This window comes from Micromonospora sp. NPDC047620 (assembly GCF_043205005.1).
In the GTDB taxonomy this organism is placed as follows: domain Bacteria; phylum Actinomycetota; class Actinomycetes; order Mycobacteriales; family Micromonosporaceae; genus Micromonospora.
In genome coordinates this window covers 187,176-205,052 of the sequence record NZ_JBIDDG010000005.1, presented here as the reverse complement: position 1 = coordinate 205,052, position 17,877 = coordinate 187,176, and the positions used below count along the sequence as shown (strand labels likewise).

Below are 17,877 nucleotides of genomic sequence, written 5' to 3'. Positions count from 1 at the left end.
TAGCGCCGCCGGCGCGACGGCGCGGACCGCCGCCGGCCAGCCATTGTGATCTTGTTTCTACCTTGTAGGTTGTACGCGATGCCTATGGCCTGTTCGCGGGAGGAGGGGTGGCCGTGACCGACTGGGAGCCGGCCACCGACGCCGAAGCGGCGATGCGGGACGCGTTGCGCGCCAACGACCAGCAGCTCTACTTCCGTGTCCTGGCCCAGACCGAGCTGCTGCTGCCGGTCTCGGCCGAGGCGCTCGCCGGGAAGGCGGCGCTGGGCTGGGGCACCTGGACGACCGGCGGTCGCACCCACGTGCTGGCGTTCACCTCCGCCGCGGCCATGCGGGCCTGCCTCGGGGATGCGGGATCCAGCCGCCGCACCTCGTACGCCGACCTGGCTGCCGGCTGGCCCAACCACGAGTGGTGGCTGGCGGTGAACCCCGGCCTGCCCGTCGAGGGCTACCTGCCGGCCTGGTTCGTCTCCCAGCTCTCCCGCGGCGACGTCCGGCTGCCCGGCCGCACCCTGGGTGCGCGGGCCCGCCTCGAACGGGCGGAGACGGTCGCCCGGGTGCGGGCCCAGGCCACCGGTCGCGACACGGCCGACGGGCCGGAGACCCGGCCGACCACCGGCAGCCCGGGGCGGGCCGCCCTGGCCGGTACCGCCCCGGCCAACGGCGCCCCGGCGGCCCGGCCCGAGCCCCCGGCGGCGTCGATGGTCGGCCGGGTGCCGGCACCCGGCCGACCCGGGCCGCCGGAGCCGCCCCGCGCCGCCGTCCCGCCCGCGTACCCGTCGAACCGGCCGGGCCCGCAGCAGGGTGACCCGACGACCGGCGACGCCGTGGCGGCTGTCGACCGGCCGGCGCCGTCCCAGTTCGTGCCGCTCGGCGACCGTGCGGAGGGCCGGCCGGTCCCGCCCCCCGCGCCGTCCTCGCCGACGAACGGTCGTCCCGCCGGCGAGACTCCGGAGCGGCCCAACCACCGGTCCTTCTTCGAGCCGGCGTCCGGCCGCGCGTCCGCCCAGCGGCAGGAGGCGCTGCGCTCCGGCGAACGGGCCGTGCCGCCGTCCCGCCTCGCGCGCGGCGGCCAGCCGTTCCCCCGGCGTCGACCGCTCGCCGAGCCGGTGCCGGAGGGCCCGACCCACCCGATCCCGATCGCCCCGGCCGACGGGGAGCCGACCCGGGCCTTCGCGGTGCCGGGCGGGGAGAGCACCCAGGTGCTGCCGCCGCGCCGGGTGGACCCGTCCGCCGAGGACGTCACCCGCGACCTTCGCGTTTCCGCCCCCGACCCCACACTGGCGTACGCCGCCCGCCGGCCGGACCCCGACGGCGACGTGACGCAGGCCCTGCCGCGCCCCCGGCCCACGCCGGCGCCCGGCGCGGAGCAGGAGGTGGCCTCGGCCGCGGAGCCGGTCTCCGGGCCGCCCGCGCCCCGGCGCGGGTTCACGCCGATCGTCATCGAGGGCACGGTCATCGAGTCGCGGGACCTCACGGGGCCGCCCGACGGTGCCCCTGAGGAGCCCGTGTCGCTGTTCGAACCGGTGCGGCGGCCCGGCCGGCCCGCCCCGACCGCCCCCGCCGCCACGGCGCCGGCTGGTCCGACCGCCATGGCGCCGGCTGGTCCGACCGCCACGGCGCCGGCTGGTCCGACCGCCACCGCAGCCGGTGCGGTCGGCCCCGCCGACCCCGTTGCCACCGGACCCGGCGCGGTCGACGCACCCGGTCCGGTGGAGACCGCAGCCGCAGCGGTGGAGACCGCGCCCGGCCTGTTCGACGCCCCGTCCCGGCCGGCCGCCGCCGCGCCGGGCCTGTTCGACACCGCGCCCGGGCCGCCCGACACCGCGCCCTGGCCAGCGGCGGCCGGCGCGTCGCGGCGGCCCGCACAGCCCGCGACCGGCGGCGTCGGGGGCACGGCCGCGCCGACGCCCGGCGAGGCGGTCGGGGACGACGCCGTGCCGGCGGGGGCCGGGTGGGGCGATGCCCCGGCGGGCGGATCGGTGGCGGCCGGGCCGGAGGGCCACGGGCCGGCTGGCGCCGGCGCGGCGGCGGCCCGCGTCGAGCCCGTGCCGGAGGACTTCCAGCCGGCCAACGAGGTCGAGGAGAACCTGCTCGACGCCGCCGGGAGCGGCAGCACCGACACGTTCCTGTCCACGCTGCTGCTGGCCCGCGTGCTGCTGCCGGTGGCCGCCGACTCCGCGCCGGGCAGCCGGCCCGGCGAGCCCGGCTTCGTCTGGCGTACCGAGGAGCTGGACGGCGACACGTTCGTGGTGGTGCACACCTCGCCGGAACGGCTCGCGGAGCACGCCGACGCGGCTGCCGAGACCATCGAGGTCAAGTTCGTCCAGCTGATCCGGCGGTGGCCGGACGCCTCCTGGTCGTTCGCGGTCAACCCGGGCAGCCCGGTCGGGGCGAAGCTGCCCGGTGAGCAGATCGTCGCGCTGGCCAACTGGGCGGCGGAGGTGGGGCTCGGTGACGACGCCGGGACCGAGGGCGAGGCGGCGGCCCCCGTCGAGGAGCCGGTCAGCCGCCCCCGCTACGCGGCACCCGACCCGGCCCGGCCGATCGTGATGCAGAAGGCGGTCGCCCCCAGCCAGCTCGCGTACTACCTGGAGCGCGGCTACGACCGGGTCTCCGGTTTCGTGCACCGGGCCAACGAGCTGGCCCACCTGAACACCCCGGCGCAGCTGCACGACGCGCTCGGCCTCGGTCACCCCGACTCGCCGTTCGCGCGGGACGCCGAGGAAATCTACGTGCTGCGCTGGCCGGCGCACCGACCCAGCCTCTACCGGATTCCGTACGGCGGGCAGAGCGAGGCCGCCATGCGGGCCATGGAGGGCTGGGTCATCGAGCGCCCGCCGTTCCGGGGCAACGGCTTCGCCCCGGGCGAGAGCAGCGACGTGGTGGCGGAGTTCAAGGTGGACAGCGCCCGGCTGCCGCACGGCGCGCAGCTCTGGCGGATCGGCGCGGACGGCACGGAGCGGGTGGTCGCCATCCTCGACACCGACGCGCTGCTGTGGCGACAGGTCGGTGCGCAGTGATCCGGGACGGCTACGTGGCCCGCTGGCGCGGCCGGGAGTACCAGGCGAGCCCGGACGGCGACGACGTCCGGCTCTACCAGCCCGAGCCGGGCGAGGGCTTCGAGGAGGTACGCCCCGGCCGGTACGTGCGGGTGGTCCCGGCCGCCGAGGTCGACGACCTGGCGTACGTGCGGACGACCTGCACCTGGCAGGGGCAGCCGTTCATCGTCCTCGGCGAGCACGACGGCTGGCTGCGGGTGGAGTACACCGGCGGGCGCTGGCCCGTCGCCCGGGCGATGGGGCTGGAGGTCTTCGACTTCGGCGTCTACCAGGGCTGGGCGCCCGCCGCCGAGGTCGCCGACCTGCGCGAGCAGCGGGTCTGAGGCCCGCGCGGGCAGCGGGTCGGGGCCGCGCACGGGCAGCGGGTCGGAGTCAGGACTTCGCCCAGCGCAGGATCTCGCCGAGCACCACCTCGCGGGCCTCCATGTGCGGGAAGTGCCCCACGCCGTCCAGGAGCCGCCACTCGTAGGGCGCCACCACGTACCGGCCGGAGCCCTGGGCGGTGCGCGGCAGGGACGCCTGGTCGAGCGCGCCGTGGAGTTGGAGCGTCGGGGTGATCAGCGGCTTCTGCATCAGCCGGACGAAGCGGTAGCCGTGCAGGCGGAGCACCGAGCGGAAAGCCCAGCGGTAGCCCTCCAGCGCGCAGAACGCCGCCTGCGGGATCCGCATCGCCTCCCGGCACCGCCGGGCGTACGCCTCGAAGTCCGGCCCGTGGACCCAGCGCGGCCCGCCCCAGCGGCGCAGCATCTCCTCCACCGCCGCCGCGCCGTCCCTGGTGAGCACGTGTTCGTAGCGGGGCAGCTGGAACTTCAGGGTGGGCGTGGAGGCGGCGAACTGCCCGCGCGGGTCGGCGAAGATGGCGGCCCGGAGCCGGAGCGGGTGCGGGGCGCCGAGCACCACCAGCTGGCGGACCAGCGACGGGTGGAACGACGCCACGGTCCACCCGATCATGCCGCCGATGCCGGTGCCCACCACGGTCGCGGAGCGCTCGCCGAGGGCCCGGATCAGCCCGGCGATGTCGGCGGCCAGCGTGTAGCCGTCGTACCCCCGGGGCGGCTTGTCGCTGGCACCGTAGCCGCGCAGGTCGACCGCGACGGCGCGGAACCCGGCGTCGGCGACCGCCGGCAGTATCTCGTGCCAGGCCCACCAGTGCTCGGGGAAGCCGTGCAGGAAGAGCACCATCGGGCCGGTGCCCGACTCGACGACGTGGAACCGGCTGCCGTTCGCGCCGACGAACCGGTGCGTCCACGGCCCCTCGCTGAGGACGCAGGACTCGTCGACGGGCCCGCCACGCTGCTCTGTCATGGCCGACAGCCTAGGACCCCGATGCCGGCCGGCTCCGCCGCCGACCCGGCGGGTGGCCGGGATCGCTGACGATCGCGCGGGTGGTGGGCAGCACGACCGGTCGGACGCGCCACACGCCGCGACGGTTCCCCGCCCGCCCGCGGGGGCGCCGGCATCCGTGTGAAACGGGCGATGCCCGGGCAGGTGGCCTGCCCGGGCATCGCGTGGTGCGGGTGGTGCGTGATCAGGCGATCAGGAGATGCGGATCTTGGTGTAGAGGCCGTCCTTCTCCAGGACCTTGATCTTGGTGCCGGTGGCCGGGAGCTTGACGCCGTGGTTCGGCAGCTCCGGGTACCAGTACTGCTTGGTGTCGTCGAACAGCGGCTGCGCGGCCTGGCCACGGATGTACTGCGGCTGGCTGTTGAGGTGCAGCGTGAACGAGTCGGCCTTCTTCAGGCTGAACGGCGCGTCGTAGACCTGGACACGGGCCCGCCAGGGCTGCCCGGTCAGGTTGTAGATCGGCCGCGGGTGCGCGTCGATGATCAGGTTGCGACCCTCACCCGGGTGCTCGAACGTGTCGTTGTCCGCCCAGCGGGTGTTCCAGTAGGAGATCAGCAGACCCTCCTGGTACGCGTAGTGGTCCACGTAGTCCGGGCGGGTGTTCGCGTAGCCGAAGAAGTACGGGCCGGTCTTCAGGTACTTGTCGTACGAGATGTACTGCCGGGTGCCCGCGATGTAGTAGTTGTCGAACTCCCGGGTGTAGGTCTCCTCGGCGACCTCGAAGCCACCGGCGAGCGTCCAGCCGGCGGCGCCGGACTCGGCACCGTCGGAGAGGACGGTCTGGCCGTCGGCGGTCACGGTGACCGCGTCACCGTAGAAGCCACCCTCGGAGACACCGCCGTCGGTCTGGTAGCGCAGCCGGAACTGCGCGACCTTGCCCGCCGCCACGTCCATGGGGATGGTGATGTCGGCCCACTCGCCGTTGCTGCTGCCGTCCAGGGCCGGACGTCCGGGCGAGATCTCCGGGAGGGGCTGGCCGTTGACCGTGCCCGGCAGCGCCGTCCAGGTCTGGCCGCCGTCGAGCGACGCCTCGAAGAACAGGTAGTCGTACCCGGCCTCGATGTTGTAGCGGCCCTTCATCGACAGCGACGCCGACGACTTCCCGGTGAAGTCCAGGGTCCGGGTCATCGTGCTGTTGAGGTCGTCCTCGTTGCCTGAGAAGAACTGCTTGGCGCCCTCGAACGGCTTGCCGTTGTCGAAGGTGTACTCCCGCTTCGGGAGCACCACCACGACGCCCTGGGCCTCGTCGGTGTTGTATTCCTGCGGACCGAGCTTCAGGGTGCGCTGCTGCCCCGCGACGACCACCTCGTAGTCGAGCCAGCCGAGCTGGAGCTTGTTCCACGCGCCCAGGTCACCGCCGCGGTCGCCGATGCCGGGGTCGGTCTTGGCGCCGAGCCGGCTCTGGGCCATCAGGGTCCAGTGCTCGTTGTTGTTGTCCCCACCACTGACGACGTTGTAGTCGTCCGGCAGACCGAGGTCGTGGCCGTACTCGTGGTAGAAGACGCTGCGGCCGCCGTTCTCCGGCTGGATGGTGTAGTCACCGATCCAGATGCCGGTGTTGCCGATCTGGGTGCCGCCGGCCGGGAAGTTGACCGGGCCGGTCGAACCCTGGTCGGACGCGAAGGCGTACCAGCGGTGGCTCCAGACGGCGTCCTCGCCCTGGTACGGGTCGCCGTCGGCCTCGTCGCCGCCGGAGTGGACGATCTGGAAGTGGTCGATGTAGCCGTCCGACTCGTTGAAGTTGCCGTCCGAGTCGTGGTCGTACCGGTCCCACTGGTCCATCGCCTTGACGTCCGCGGCGATCTGGGCGTCGGTGCGGCCGGCGGCCTTCTGGTCGGCGACCCACTGGTTGGCGGCGTCCCGGACCAGCGCCCACGTGTTGGTGCAGACGTTGTCCGAGCAAACCGCAGGATCGCCGGTCGGGTCGTCGTTGGCCTTCGGGTCGCCGGAGCGGCCGTAGCGGGCCTCGTTGTACCTGACCTTCACCCAGTCGGTGACCGTGCCGTCGACGCTGTAGCGACCCGAGGACTGCGCCTCGTAGTACTGCTTCAGCGACTCGTCACCGGGGTTGGTGCCGAAGTAGAGCTTGCGGTAGTGGTCGGCGTTGTAGTCCGCCTGCCACACGGTGGAGTTGTCCACCGCCCGGTTGGGGGCGGGGATCTCGTTGTGCAGCGGCCCGTCGAACCGGGTCGGACCCGCCGTGGTCGGGTCGGTGTCCTGGTCCGGGTAGCTCGGGTGCCGCTCGTTGCCGAACTCGGCGAGGATGACGAAGATCCGGTCGGTCTGCTCGCGGGCGAGCTCGACGTACTGGTCCTCCATCTGGCTGGCGGCGCCGGCCCGGCTCGAGCGGGCGGTGGCCCCCTCGGCCTGGGTCTTGCCGACCTTGACGACCGTGCTGCCGTTGATCTTCTGCGCCTTGGCCCGGCCGGAGAGGACGTCGCTCAGGCCCTCCTGGCGCAGGGCGCGACGCTTGTCCTCGAGCGGGTTCGGCAGGTCGTGGTCGACATGGGCTGGCTCGGTGACCGACGGAGCGGCCGTCGGCAACTTCGGCTGCGGCGCGGCGCTGGCGGATGTGCCGACCGCCAGTCCCGTCGCCGTCAGCGAAAGCCCGAGCAGACCCACTGCGACTTTGCGCACGTGGTACCTCCGGTGTGAGGGAACCGGCCCAACGGGGGTACGGGCCGGTGGAGATCGATCCCACTAGTGGGACCAATGGTGAACATAGACACTCCTGTGACCCCTGGGAAGATGCGTCCGTCTATTTGTTGCAAGGTTTTGTTGGGAAGGCTTTTCACCGTCACATCCCGGCCGTTCATCAACCGTCATGAGCAGGGCATAGGGTCCCCGATGGGGCGGAAGAGATCGTTCTCGATCGGACCGGGTCACGTACGCGAAAAGTGGGGCCGGTGGCGTCACCGCCACCGGCCCCACGGGTAACCCGATCGTCAGTTGCTGACCTTCACGACCATGTCGTCGGTCGGGTTGGTGCCCTGCTGCAGGATCTCGATCCGGGTGCCGGAACCGGCCAGCTTCACCGAGTTCCACGGGTTGCCGGACGTCCAGTACTTGTTCGCCCCGCTGTCGAAGAACACCGGGTTCGGGTCGAGCGCCGGGAGCGTGACCGGGACGCCGTTGAGGTGGAAGGTCTGCGCCGGCTTGGCGTACAGGCTGAACGTGGCGTCGAAGCCGTTGCGGCGGTTGGTGATGGTGCCCTGACCACCGACGTTGATCTTGTTCGGCCGGACGTCCACCGGGAGGTTCAGGCCGTAGCCCGGGTGCTCCGAGGTGTTGTTGTCGCCGTACGCGTAGTTCACGTACCAGACCAGCATGCCGGGCTGGACCGAGAACCGCTCCACCCAGTTCGGGCGGGTGTTGTTGAACCCGTAGTTGTACCCGCCGGTCCGCAGGGTGTCGTCGTAGCCGAAGTAGGACCGGTTCTCCGCGATGTAGAAGCGGGGGTACGTGTCGGTCACCGAGCCGCCCATCCGGGTGAAGCCCCTGGCGGTCCACTCGGCGGCCAGCGTCTCGGCGTCGTCGGTCCAGGCGACGGCGCCGCCCTTGACCAGCGACACGTTGTCCAGGAACGCGCCGCCGAGGTGCACGCCGCCGTCGGTCTGGTAGCGGTAGCGGAACTGCACGGTCTGCCCGGCGTACGCGGACAGGTCGTAGGCCAGGTCCACCCAGGCGCCGCTGGTCGAGCCGTCGACCCCGGTCTCACCGGCGTCGATCGACGAGTTGCCCAGCGGGGTCCAGGTGGCGCCACCGTTGGTCGACACCTCGGCGTAGAGGTAGTCGTAGTCCTCTTCGATGTCGTACCAGGCCTTCGCGGTGATCGACGCGGACGTCGCACCGGTCAGGTCGAGCTGGCGGGTCAGCGTGGTGTTCAGGTCGTCCGCGCTGCCGCCCCACCACTCGTACGACCCGCCGAACGGCGTGTTGTAGCTGGTGGTCTGGGTCTGCGCCGGCAGGTTGACGACGACGGCCTGGGCCTTCGGCCCGTCGCTGTCGCCGGCCGGGCCGAGCGTGACCCGGGTGGTGCCGCTGTTCTCCTCGACCACCGAGTAGTTCAGCCAGCCCAGGAACAGCTTCGACCACGGGTCCATGTAGCCCGGGGTCGACCCGATGTCGTCCGTGCCGTGGCTCAGCCACGAGCCGGAGGACATCAGGCTCCAGAAGCCCACGCCGTTGTCGCCGCCGGCGGTGTCGTAGAGGTCCGGCAGACCGAGGTCGTGGCCGTACTCGTGGGCGAACACGCCCAGACCGCCGTTCTCCGGCTCCGTGGTGTAGTCCCGGATCCACATGCCGGTGTCGCCGATCTGGACACCACCGGCCTTGTTCTCGCCCGGACCGGCGCTGCCGGCCAGGTTCGGGAACGCAGCCCAGCGGTGCGACCAGATGGCGTCCTCGCCCTGGGCGCCGCCGCCGGCCTCCTCGCCCTCGCCCGCGTGCACCGCCTGGAAGTGGTCGATGTAACCGTCGGGCTCGTTGAAGTCGCCGTCGCCGTCGAAGTCGTACCGGTCCCAGATGTCGAACTGGGCCAGGTACTGCTTGATCTGCTCCGGCGTCTTGCCGGCCGCGACCTGGGACTCGTACCAGGCCGTCGCGGTGTCCTTGACGAAGTTCCAGTACCCGTCGGCCTCGGAGATGGCGTTGCTGCCGTACCGGGCCTCGTTGTAGGGAACCTTGACCCAGTCGCTGACGTCGCCGTTGACGGTGTAGCGCCCGCCGGACTGCTTCAGGTAGAAGTCCCGCATCGACTCACCCGGACCGAACATCATGTCCTGGTAGTGGGCCCGGTTGAAGTCCGGCCGCCACAGCGTGCTGTTGTCGTCGGTCGAGCTGCCGTCCCAGTTGCGGTCCGGCTCGGCGATCTGGTTGCGCACCGGGCCGGCAGCTCCACCGGTCCGGGGGTCGGTCTGGTCGCCGAACTCGACCAGCATCGTGAAGATCGGGTCGGTCTTCGGGGCCTGCTGGTACTCCACGAACAGGTCGTCCTTGACCTGGATGACCTTCGAGCCGTTGCGCGTGGAAAGCTTGGCCTTGCCGGAGAGCAGGTCGGCGATGGCCTTCTTCCGGAGCTCCCGCTGCTGATCCGCCTTCGGATCGGGGAGGTTGTCCCTGCGGTGCTTCGCCTTGTCGGAACCGGGGGCCGGGTCCGCGGCCGGTGCGCCGGAGGCCGGCGCCGACACGACTCCCGCCGCCAGCAGCGCGGCCGTGGCAGAGGCCAGACCGGCTGTGACTCGTCTCCTCAAAGGTCCTCCTCCTTTGTGGATCTGTTACATGACGAGCGCGGCCAAAGCCGCGGCTGTCATGTGATGCGCCACTCACCCTGGCAGAGGGGGCGTGCGCTTGTCACGGGTCAAATACCTGGTGGGAACGCGTCCGCCGACCTGCATATGCGCATAAATACCGACCAAGTGGCGCGGTGGACCGACGCCGGTTCACGTTACGTTTTGGCCACGATCACTTTGAGTGACCGGAGTTATGAACTCCCCTTCGGGGAGCGCCCGGGGGCCGGAAATCGTCACAGCGGCCGGTCGGCGCGGATCGTGGACCACACGACGAGCGGGGCCCGCCCGGAGCAGTGTGCTCCGGACGGGCCCCGCCGTGTGTCCCGTCGGCCGACCCTCGGGTCAGTTCGTCGCCGGGGTGACGTACACCGTGGCGTACGAGTTGTCCGTCGCGGTGTGCTTGATGGTGATGGTGACGCCGTAGGACACGCCCTGGTCGCCGGGGTTGCCGGTGCCCAGCACGATGGCGCCGCCGCCCAGGACGGCCCCGTAGTACGCCGGCGCCGGCGTACCGTCCGGGTTGGTGACCCGGGTCGTGTACGGCGCGTTGCCCTTCGACGGGATGACGACCGAGGCGTCGCTGTCCCGGGCGTACGCCGAGCCGTCGCGGATCTCGATGCCCGGGTACCAGCCCTTGGCGTCCGTGAAGGCCGGCACCGCCGGCTGCGCGGGGAAGTTCGTGCAGTACTCGCTGTACGGCTCGTCCTCCGCCTCCAGGCACTCCCGGAAGGGGTACGTGGGGTTGAGCGAGAAGGCCGCGTTGGCGGACTGCGGGCGGCTGGGCAGGTTGTCCAGCACCGACGGGTCCTTGACGGCCGCCTCGCCCGTGCGGCGGAACGGGTCGAAGTGCGAGTCGACGATCAGCAGGCCACCCTTGGCGCCGTAGCTCGGCAGGGAGGTCAGCTGTCCGGTGACGTGGTTGACGTCGCCGAGCGCGGTGTCCCGGTACCAGACCAGCATGCCCGGGGCGTTGTAGGAGACCTTGTCGACCTTCCACGCCTCGTGCGAGTACACCGTGTCGTAGGTGTACTTCAGGCCGTTGTCGAAGCCGTCGAAGTTGCGCCACTCCGCCAGGTAGTAGTGCGCCTGGGTCGAGGTGCCGCTGTCGATGCGCCAGCCCGGGCCGGTGGTGTCGGTGAAGGTGCCGCCGGTCGCGGTCCAGCCGTTGGTGCCGCTCTCGACGTCGTCGCTCCAGGTGGTGGCGCCGCCGCCGGTCACCGAGAAGTCGTCGGCGAACCAGCCGCGCTCCGCGAACGCCTCGTCGGTGGCGTAGCGGAGCCGGACCTGCACGGTCTGCCCGGCGAACGCCGACAGGTCGACGTAGTCGTGCCGCCAGCCGTTGGTGCTGCCGGTGAGGCCGTACTTCTTGTTGCCGAAGTCGACCATCCGGCCGTTCGGGTCGGCGTAGCCGTCGTTGGTGGTGACGAGCTTGCCGGTCGAGTCGTAGACCTTCTGCTCGGCCCAGGTGGCGCCGCCGTCGGTCGAGACCTCGAGGAAGCCGTAGTCCCAGTCGGCCTCGATGACGAAGTTGTTCCACATCCAGAACTTCGCGTCGGCCGCCGCCGGCACGGCCACCTGGCGGGCGATCTTGACGTCCGCCCAGTCCTGGTCGGCGCCGGTGTACCACATCTTCTCGCCGCTGTGCGGCGTGGCCAGGGTGATCACCTTGTTCGGCAGGTTGATCTTGATGCCGTCCTTGGTGCCGACCGGGGTCCGCGAGGTCTGACCCAGTTGCACGGAGCGCGGGTCGGTGCCGGGCGCGAGGGTCAGCGGGTCGGCCCAGCCGAGCACCCACTTGTCCCACAGGCCCATGTGCGTCGGCAGTGCCTGGAAGATCTCACCCGAGTGCGAGCCCGAGGCCATCAGGTCCCAGAAGTCGACGTCGGAGTCGGCGTTGCCCGAGGTGTCGTAGAGGTCCGGCAGGCCCAGGTCGTGGCCGAACTCGTGGGCGAACACACCGACGCCGGCGTCCTCCGGCTGCACGATGTAGTTCGACACCTGGAGGTTGGTGCCGGGGATGGTGTAGCCGCCGGTGATCGTCGACGAGTGCGCCCAGACGGCGTAGATGCCCTCGGCGCCGCCGCCGCGGGACTTGCCCTGGCCGGCGTGCACCAGCACCAGGTGGTCGATCACGCCGTCCGGCTCGAAGACGTTGCCGTCACCGTCGCGGTCGCCCTGGTCCTCGATGTCGTAGTCGGCCCACGGGAAGTTCGGGTCCATCTGCGCGAGGGTGGCGATCGCGTCGGTGGCCAGCCGGCCCGCGCCCTGCGGGTTGTCCGGGTGCCCGTTCATCGCCTGCTCGCGGCCGGCGACCCAGTTGCCGTTCTCGTCCTGGAAGCAGCGGGAGGCCGCGTACCAGCCCTCGGAGTGCGGCACCTTGATCCACGGGCTGGCCTGCCCGTCGACCGTGTACGCGCCCTTGGACATCTCCAGGTACATGTTGTGCATGGTCCGGCCGGCCAGGCTGATGCCCGGCTTGCCGTCCGGCCCGGTCAGGTCCGGGCGGACCCGCTCGGTGATGCCCTCCTTGGTGTAGAGCATCTTGTCGTAGTGCGTGGGCGAGAAGTCCGGCACCCACATCGAGTTGTTGTCCTCGCGCGGCAGGGACGCCGGGTTGGGGATGTTGTTGTGCAGGGGGCCGTTCTGGACGGTGCCGGGGACACAGCTCCGGTCCTCGAAGACCGTCTTGGGGACCATGACGTCGGTGAAGTCGTCGTTGGCCTGGTCGTTGAACTCCACCAGCAGGGTGAGCAGCTTCGCCGTCTGGGTGCCCTCGGCCTGCTTGATCTGCCGCGGGCTCTTGCCCGTCTTGATCGCCTCGGCCTCGGTCTTGGCGAGTTCCCGCGCCGTGACCGGGTTGCCGCGGGCGAACTTGCGGTCGTAGGCCCGCGCCTGTTCGACCGCCGGGGCGTAGACACCACCCTTGCCCTTGACCTCGCGGCCGGTGCTGTCCGGCTGGACGGCCGGCTCGGCGTAGTTGATGTAGTACTCGTCCGCCCCGATGACGGCTCGGGCGGGGCCGGACTCTGCCGCCGCCGAGCTGCCAGTCACGGTCAGTGACGTGGCCGCCAGGGCGATGGCGGGCAGCGCGACGAGTAGGCGTCGACGCGACCCAGGTTGCGGATTTCTGTTCATGCCGCTCCATTTCTCGGGCATGGGAGGGAGGGAGCCGGACGGCCTCTGATCGATGTGACGTCCATCGAACCGACTCGGCCTGCGTGAACCTAAATCAGAAATCAGGCGAAGGACAGGGGTCCATACCCGCCTGTGTCCGTTCAGCTTCTCCCGGTTCCCCCGACCGACTGATGTGACAGGGCGCATCCGGTCCGCCGTGTACCCGTAAGAAATGACGATGGGTGACGGTCCGCGCGGGACCGCCACCCATCGTGTCGTACGCCTGCCGTCAGTCCTCGTCGGACTTTCCGCCGCCCATGCCGGACGAGATCAGGTCCATCACGGACGAATCCTGGAGCGTGGTGACGTCGCCGAGCGACCGGTTCTCGGCCACGTCCCGCAGCAGGCGGCGCATGATCTTGCCGGAGCGGGTCTTCGGCAGTTCGGGCACCAGCATGATCTGCCGCGGCTTGGCGATCGGGCCGAGGGTCTTCGCCACGTGGTTGCGCAGGTCGGCGATGAGCTTCTCGCCCGCCTCGCCCGAGGTGTCCGTGGCGCCGCGCGGGATGGCGAACGCGACGATGGCCTGCCCGGTGGTCGGGTCGGTCGCGCCGACCACCGCCGCCTCGGCCACCGACGGGTGCGAGACCAGCGCCGACTCGACCTCGGTGGTGGAGATGTTGTGCCCGGACACCAGCATCACGTCGTCGACCCGGCCGAGCAGCCAGATGTGCCCGTCGTCGTCCCGCTTCGCGCCGTCCCCGGCGAAGTACATGCCCTCGAACCGCGACCAGTACGTCTCGATGAACCGGTTGTCGTCGCCCCAGATGGTGCGCAGCATCGACGGCCACGGCTCGCGCAGCACCAGGTAGCCACCGCCGCCGTTCGGCACCGACTGGCCCTGGTCGTCCACCACGTCGGCGCTGATCCCCGGCAGCGGCGTCATCGCGGAGCCGGGCTTGGCCTCCGTCACGCCCGGCAGCGGCGAGATCATGACCGACCCGGTCTCGGTCTGCCACCAGGTGTCCACGATGGGCAGCTCACCCCGGCCGACGTGCTGCCTGTACCACATCCACGCCTCGGGGTTGATCGGCTCGCCCACGCTGCCGAGCAGCCGCAGCGAGGTGAGGTCGTAGCCGGCGGGGATGTCCTCGCCCCACTTCATCATCGTGCGGATCAGCGTCGGGGCGGTGTAGAGGATGCTGACCTTGTACTTGTCGACGATCTCCCAGAACCGGCCCTTGTGCGGGGTGTCCGGGGTGCCCTCGTACATCACCTGCGTGGCGCCGTTGGAGAGCGGGCCGTAGACGATGTAGGAGTGCCCGGTGACCCAGCCGATGTCGGCGGTGCACCAGTAGACGTCGGTCTCCGGCTTGAGGTCGAAGACCGCGTGCGTCGTGTACGCCGTCTGGGTGAGGTAGCCGCCGGTGGTGTGCAGGATGCCCTTCGGACGGGCCGTGGTGCCGCTGGTGTAGAGGATGAACAGCGGGTGCTCGGCGTCGAACGGCTGCGCGGCGTGCTCGGCCGGGGCGGTCTCCACCGTCTCGTGCCACCAGTGGTCCTTGGCCGACCAGGCCACCTCCTCGCCGGTGCGCCGCACGACCAGCACGTGCTCGATCGACGGGCAGTTGGCCACCGCCTCGTCCACGGTCGGCTTCAGCGCGGACGGCTTGCCCCGGCGGAAGCCGCCGTCGGCGGTGATCACCACCTTGGCGCTGGCGTCCTGGATCCGGTTGGTCAGCGCATCGGCGGAGAAGCCGCCGAAGACCACGCTGTGCGTCGCGCCGATGCGGGCGCAGGCCAGCATCGCGACCGCCGCCTCCGGGATCATCGGCAGGTAGATCGCCACCCGGTCGCCCGCGGTGACGCCCAGGTCGGTCAGCGCGTTCGCCGCCTGGCAGGTCAGCCTGTGCAGGTCGGCGTACGTGATGGTGCGGGTGTCGCCCGGCTCGCCCTCCCAGTGGATGGCGACCCGGTCGCCCAGGCCGGCCTCGACGTGCCGGTCCAGGCAGTTGTACGCCACGTTGAGCTGCCCGCCGACGAACCACCTCGCGAACGGCGGCTTCGACCAGTCGAGCACCTGGTCCCACTGCCGTGCCCACATCAGCCGCCCGGCCTGCCGCTCCCAGAACGCCAGCCGGTCGGCGTCGGCCTCCGCGTACGCGTCTGCGGTGACGTTGGCGTTCGCGGCGAGTTCGGCCGGCGGCGGGAACTGGCGTGTCTCGTTCAGCAGATTGGCCAATGCCTCGCTCATGCCGTGCTCCCTCGTCGTTCGGGGTGACCTGCGTCTCCCGCACGAGGTTAGTCGGGACACCCCGTCGTCCGACTGCCGGTCCGGCCAACTCGCGCCGAGCGGCCCCCGCCGCGCGCCGGACGGCCACCCAGACGCCAAAAGGGGCACCCTGTTGGCGCCTTCCGTCGAGGAAGGGCCCTCGCTCCCACAATCGAGGGGTGGCGGCGGTCGCTCCCGGGCGGCTCGTCGGCGGGTCGCGTCACGCAGTCGATAGCGTGACGGGGTGACCGCTGACCCGCTCGCCCCGCTGCTCGCGCTCGCCGACATCGCCCCCGCCGTCGAGCGGGCCCGCGAGCGCTTCGACCAGGCGCTCGGGCACCGCGCGCTGCGCCGGCACGGCGGCCAGGTCGCGGCCGAGGTCAGCCTCCGGTCCGCGGTCGCCAGCGCCGACCTCGAGGGGTACGCCCACGAGCGCGAGGCCGTCCGCGCCGGAACCGTGACCGAGCCGGTGGTCCAGGGCGCGCTGCGGGTCGCCGGGGCGCTGCCCGGGCTGAGCGAGCTCTGGCCGAAGGCGCCCCGGCAGGCGCTGGCCAAGCTGCACGTGCTCGCCGCCCGGGACGTGGTGACCGAGGCCGAGCTGGGCCGGCCCGTGGCCGACCCGGTGGTCGCCGCGCGGTTGGACGGGCTGGCCGGGCTGGTCGCCGGCGGCACGAAGGTCTCCCCGCTGGTGCTGGCCGCCGTCGTGCACGGCGAGCTGCTGAACCTGCGCCCCTTCGCCGGGCCGTCCGGGGTGGTGGCCCGCGGCGCCGCCCGGCTGGTGCTGCTGTCCAGCGGGCTCGACCCGCGCGGCCTGCTCGCCGTCGACGTCGGCCACCGCGAGCGCGAGCCCGAGTACGTCGGCTCGGCCGGCGCGTTCGCCACCGGCACTCCGGACGGCCTGCGCTCCTGGCTGCGACACTGCATGTCGGCCGTGGAGGTCGGCGCCGACCAGCTCACCACGATCGGCGACGAGATCCTCGCCGCCGCCTGACCCGCCCTGTCTGGTCCGGGTCGCCTCGGTCCGGGTCGCCTCGGTCCGGGTCGCCTCGGTCCGGGTCGCTCCGGCCCGGGTCGCCTCGGTCCGGGTCGCGTCGGCCCGGCTTGCTTGGTCCGGGTCGCGTCGGCCCGGATCCGGTCAGGCCGGAGCGGGGGTGGCGCGGGTGCGGCGGTGACGGCCGTACCAGGCGATGCCGATGGCCACGCCGACGCCCACGCCCAGCGCCGCCGCGGCGACCGGGACGGCCGGGCGCTCCCGCAGCCGCCGGCCCAGCGGGATCGGGTGCCGGAACTCCAGCACCGGCCAGGAGTTCTCGACCGCGAGCCTGCGCAGCTGCCGGTCCGGGTTGACCACCGAGGGGTGGCCGACGCACTCCAGCAGTGGACGGTCGCTGTACGAGTCGGAGTAGGCGTACGAGTCGGCCAGGTCGTACCCGCGGCGGGCGGCCAACTCGCTGACCGCCTCGACCTTGCTCGGGCCGGCCGCGTAGAACTCGACCTCGCCGCTGTAGCGGCCGTCCACCACGCCCATCCGGGTGGCGATCACGTCGGTGACCCCCAGCAGCGCGCCGATCGGCCGGACCATCTCCTCGCCGGAGGCGGAGACCAGCACGACGTCCCGGCCGGCGGCCTGGTGCTCCTCGATCAGGGCGGCGGCCTCGGCGTACACGTAGGGATTGATCAGCTCGTGCAGCGTCTCCGCGACGATCTGGCGGACCTGCTCCACCTGCCAGCCCTTGCAGAGCGTGGCGAGGTAGTCCCGGGTCTTGGCCATGGTCTGCTCGTCGGTGCCGCCCAGCCGGAACATCAGCTGCGCGTACGCCGACTTGACCACGTCACGCCGGGTGATCAGGCCGTCCCGGTAGAACGGCCGACCGAACGCCAGGGCGCTCGACTTGGCGATGACGGTCTTGTCCAGATCGAAGAAAGCGGCACTTCGGCCCACGGCGCGCAAGTCTAGCCGGATGGTCTATGGTCGGCGGGTGCCCGGGGTGCCGATGACCCCTCGGACTTGCGGGCAGACCCCATCGCCCTCGCTCATCGTGACGTCCATCACACTCTGCGAAGTTTAATTTGCAGGGAGTGGAGGTGACACCACTCGACGTATACAGGTCCGCTCAGGCAGACTGGTCGGCACGACGAGCTTTCATATCTCGTACAACACAGGCCCTCGGCGGTTGCACCCCCCGTGACCGCTGAGTGGGTTCGGCTCGACCCCCCCGGAGCCGAACCTCCCGACGACCCCCGTCTCCCCCCGACGGGGGTCGTCCCTTTTTGCAGTGACCTGGTCGTCGTCCGGCGCGGACGGGGCCTGCGGAGGATCCGGGGGTTCACCGGCGGCGCGACACCAAGGCGTCGCGCCACGGCCAGGTCCTGGCCTGGGCGTCGAAGACCTCCGGTGGGCTCTCCGCCGGCAGGACACAGACCAGGTGCCCGCCGGGCACGCGCAGCACGCGGCACTCCTGCCACCGTGCGACCTGGGTGGCGCCGAGGGCGAGCAGCCTGGCGGTCTCCGCCTCCACGTCGTCGGTCTCGAAATCGAGGTGGAAGCGGGGGCGGCCGACCAGAAGGCCGCGGCCCGAGCAGCCTCCGAGCGGGGTGTGTCAATCAGGACGGCGTACAGACGACTGCGGTGCATACAGCGCAGGCTATCGATGCGTACGGCTCGTCGCCGTGTTGCGCGGAGTGGGCCGACATAGCAGATCGACTCGCGCGGTGGGCGTTGTCCACAGGTGCCGAAGTTGTCCACAGGCTGGCGACGCGGGGCGGCGCCCGGTGGCGGATCGGGAGGAGCGTCTCG

10 protein-coding genes are annotated in these 17,877 nt (G+C 71.7%); 3 read left to right on the top strand and 7 right to left on the bottom strand.

Features of this window, described 5'->3' with window-relative positions; genetic code table 11:
* Window positions 1–113: 113 nt before the first annotated feature.
* Window positions 114–3,020 carry an SseB family protein gene (locus ACGF5C_RS08080; protein ID WP_393298114.1) on the top strand — a complete coding sequence of 969 codons (2,907 nt, stop codon included), beginning with the start codon at window positions 114–116 and terminating at the stop codon, window positions 3,018–3,020.
* A complete protein-coding gene (locus ACGF5C_RS08075) occupies window positions 3,017–3,382 on the top strand; it encodes a hypothetical protein (protein ID WP_393298111.1) in 366 nt (121 codons plus the stop codon). The genes ACGF5C_RS08080 and ACGF5C_RS08075 overlap by 4 nt, the downstream gene beginning before the upstream one ends.
* A 49-nt stretch (window positions 3,383–3,431) precedes the next feature.
* On the opposite strand, the gene ACGF5C_RS08070 is transcribed toward ACGF5C_RS08075, so the two are convergent.
* From ACGF5C_RS08070 to acs, 5 genes are all read right to left on the bottom strand, one after another.
* Entirely contained in the window at window positions 3,432–4,364 is a 933-nt protein-coding gene (locus ACGF5C_RS08070; RefSeq protein WP_393298108.1) for an alpha/beta fold hydrolase, read from the bottom strand.
* Window positions 4,365–4,595: 231 nt separating this feature from the next.
* Window positions 4,596–7,025 carry an immune inhibitor A domain-containing protein gene (locus ACGF5C_RS08065; RefSeq protein WP_393298415.1) on the bottom strand — a complete coding sequence of 810 codons (2,430 nt, stop codon included), beginning with the start codon at window positions 7,023–7,025 and terminating at the stop codon, window positions 4,596–4,598.
* A 323-nt stretch (window positions 7,026–7,348) separates the two neighbouring features.
* Complete coding sequence (locus ACGF5C_RS08060; RefSeq protein WP_393298104.1) at window positions 7,349–9,655, bottom strand: immune inhibitor A domain-containing protein; 2,307 nt, start codon at window positions 9,653–9,655, stop codon at window positions 7,349–7,351.
* A gap of 381 nt (window positions 9,656–10,036) precedes the next feature.
* The gene (locus ACGF5C_RS08055) at window positions 10,037–12,829 is read right to left on the bottom strand and encodes an immune inhibitor A domain-containing protein (protein ID WP_393298101.1); all 2,793 of its coding nucleotides are present in this window, start codon (window positions 12,827–12,829) and stop codon (window positions 10,037–10,039) included.
* 268 nt (window positions 12,830–13,097) lie between these two features.
* Complete coding sequence (gene acs / locus ACGF5C_RS08050) at window positions 13,098–15,062, bottom strand: acetate--CoA ligase (protein ID WP_393298098.1); 1,965 nt, start codon at window positions 15,060–15,062, stop codon at window positions 13,098–13,100.
* Window positions 15,063–15,324: 262 nt separating this feature from the next.
* Between acs and ACGF5C_RS08045 the strand changes: the two genes are divergently transcribed.
* Entirely contained in the window at window positions 15,325–16,071 is a 747-nt protein-coding gene (locus tag ACGF5C_RS08045) for an oxidoreductase (protein WP_393298095.1), read from the top strand.
* 144 nt (window positions 16,072–16,215) lie between these two features.
* Here ACGF5C_RS08045 and ACGF5C_RS08040 read toward each other — a convergent pair whose 3' ends face one another.
* Window positions 16,216–17,031 carry an HAD-IB family hydrolase gene (locus tag ACGF5C_RS08040; protein WP_357452503.1) on the bottom strand — a complete coding sequence of 272 codons (816 nt, stop codon included), beginning with the start codon at window positions 17,029–17,031 and terminating at the stop codon, window positions 16,216–16,218.
* A gap of 376 nt (window positions 17,032–17,407) precedes the next feature.
* Entirely contained in the window at window positions 17,408–17,599 is a 192-nt protein-coding gene (locus ACGF5C_RS08035; RefSeq protein ID WP_393298092.1) for a VOC family protein, read from the bottom strand.
* Window positions 17,600–17,877 lie beyond the last annotated feature (278 nt).

What these genes read in the sequence shown, in the direction of transcription:
- ACGF5C_RS08055 (WP_393298101.1), bottom strand. Translation starts at nt 12,829, where the DNA reads ATGAACAGAAATCCGCAACCTGGGTCGCGTCGACGCCTACTCGTCGCG.
- acs (WP_393298098.1), bottom strand. Translation starts at nt 15,062, where the DNA reads ATGAGCGAGGCATTGGCCAATCTGCTGAACGAGACACGCCAGTTCCCG.
- ACGF5C_RS08070 (WP_393298108.1), bottom strand. Translation starts at nt 4,364, where the DNA reads ATGACAGAGCAGCGTGGCGGGCCCGTCGACGAGTCCTGCGTCCTCAGC.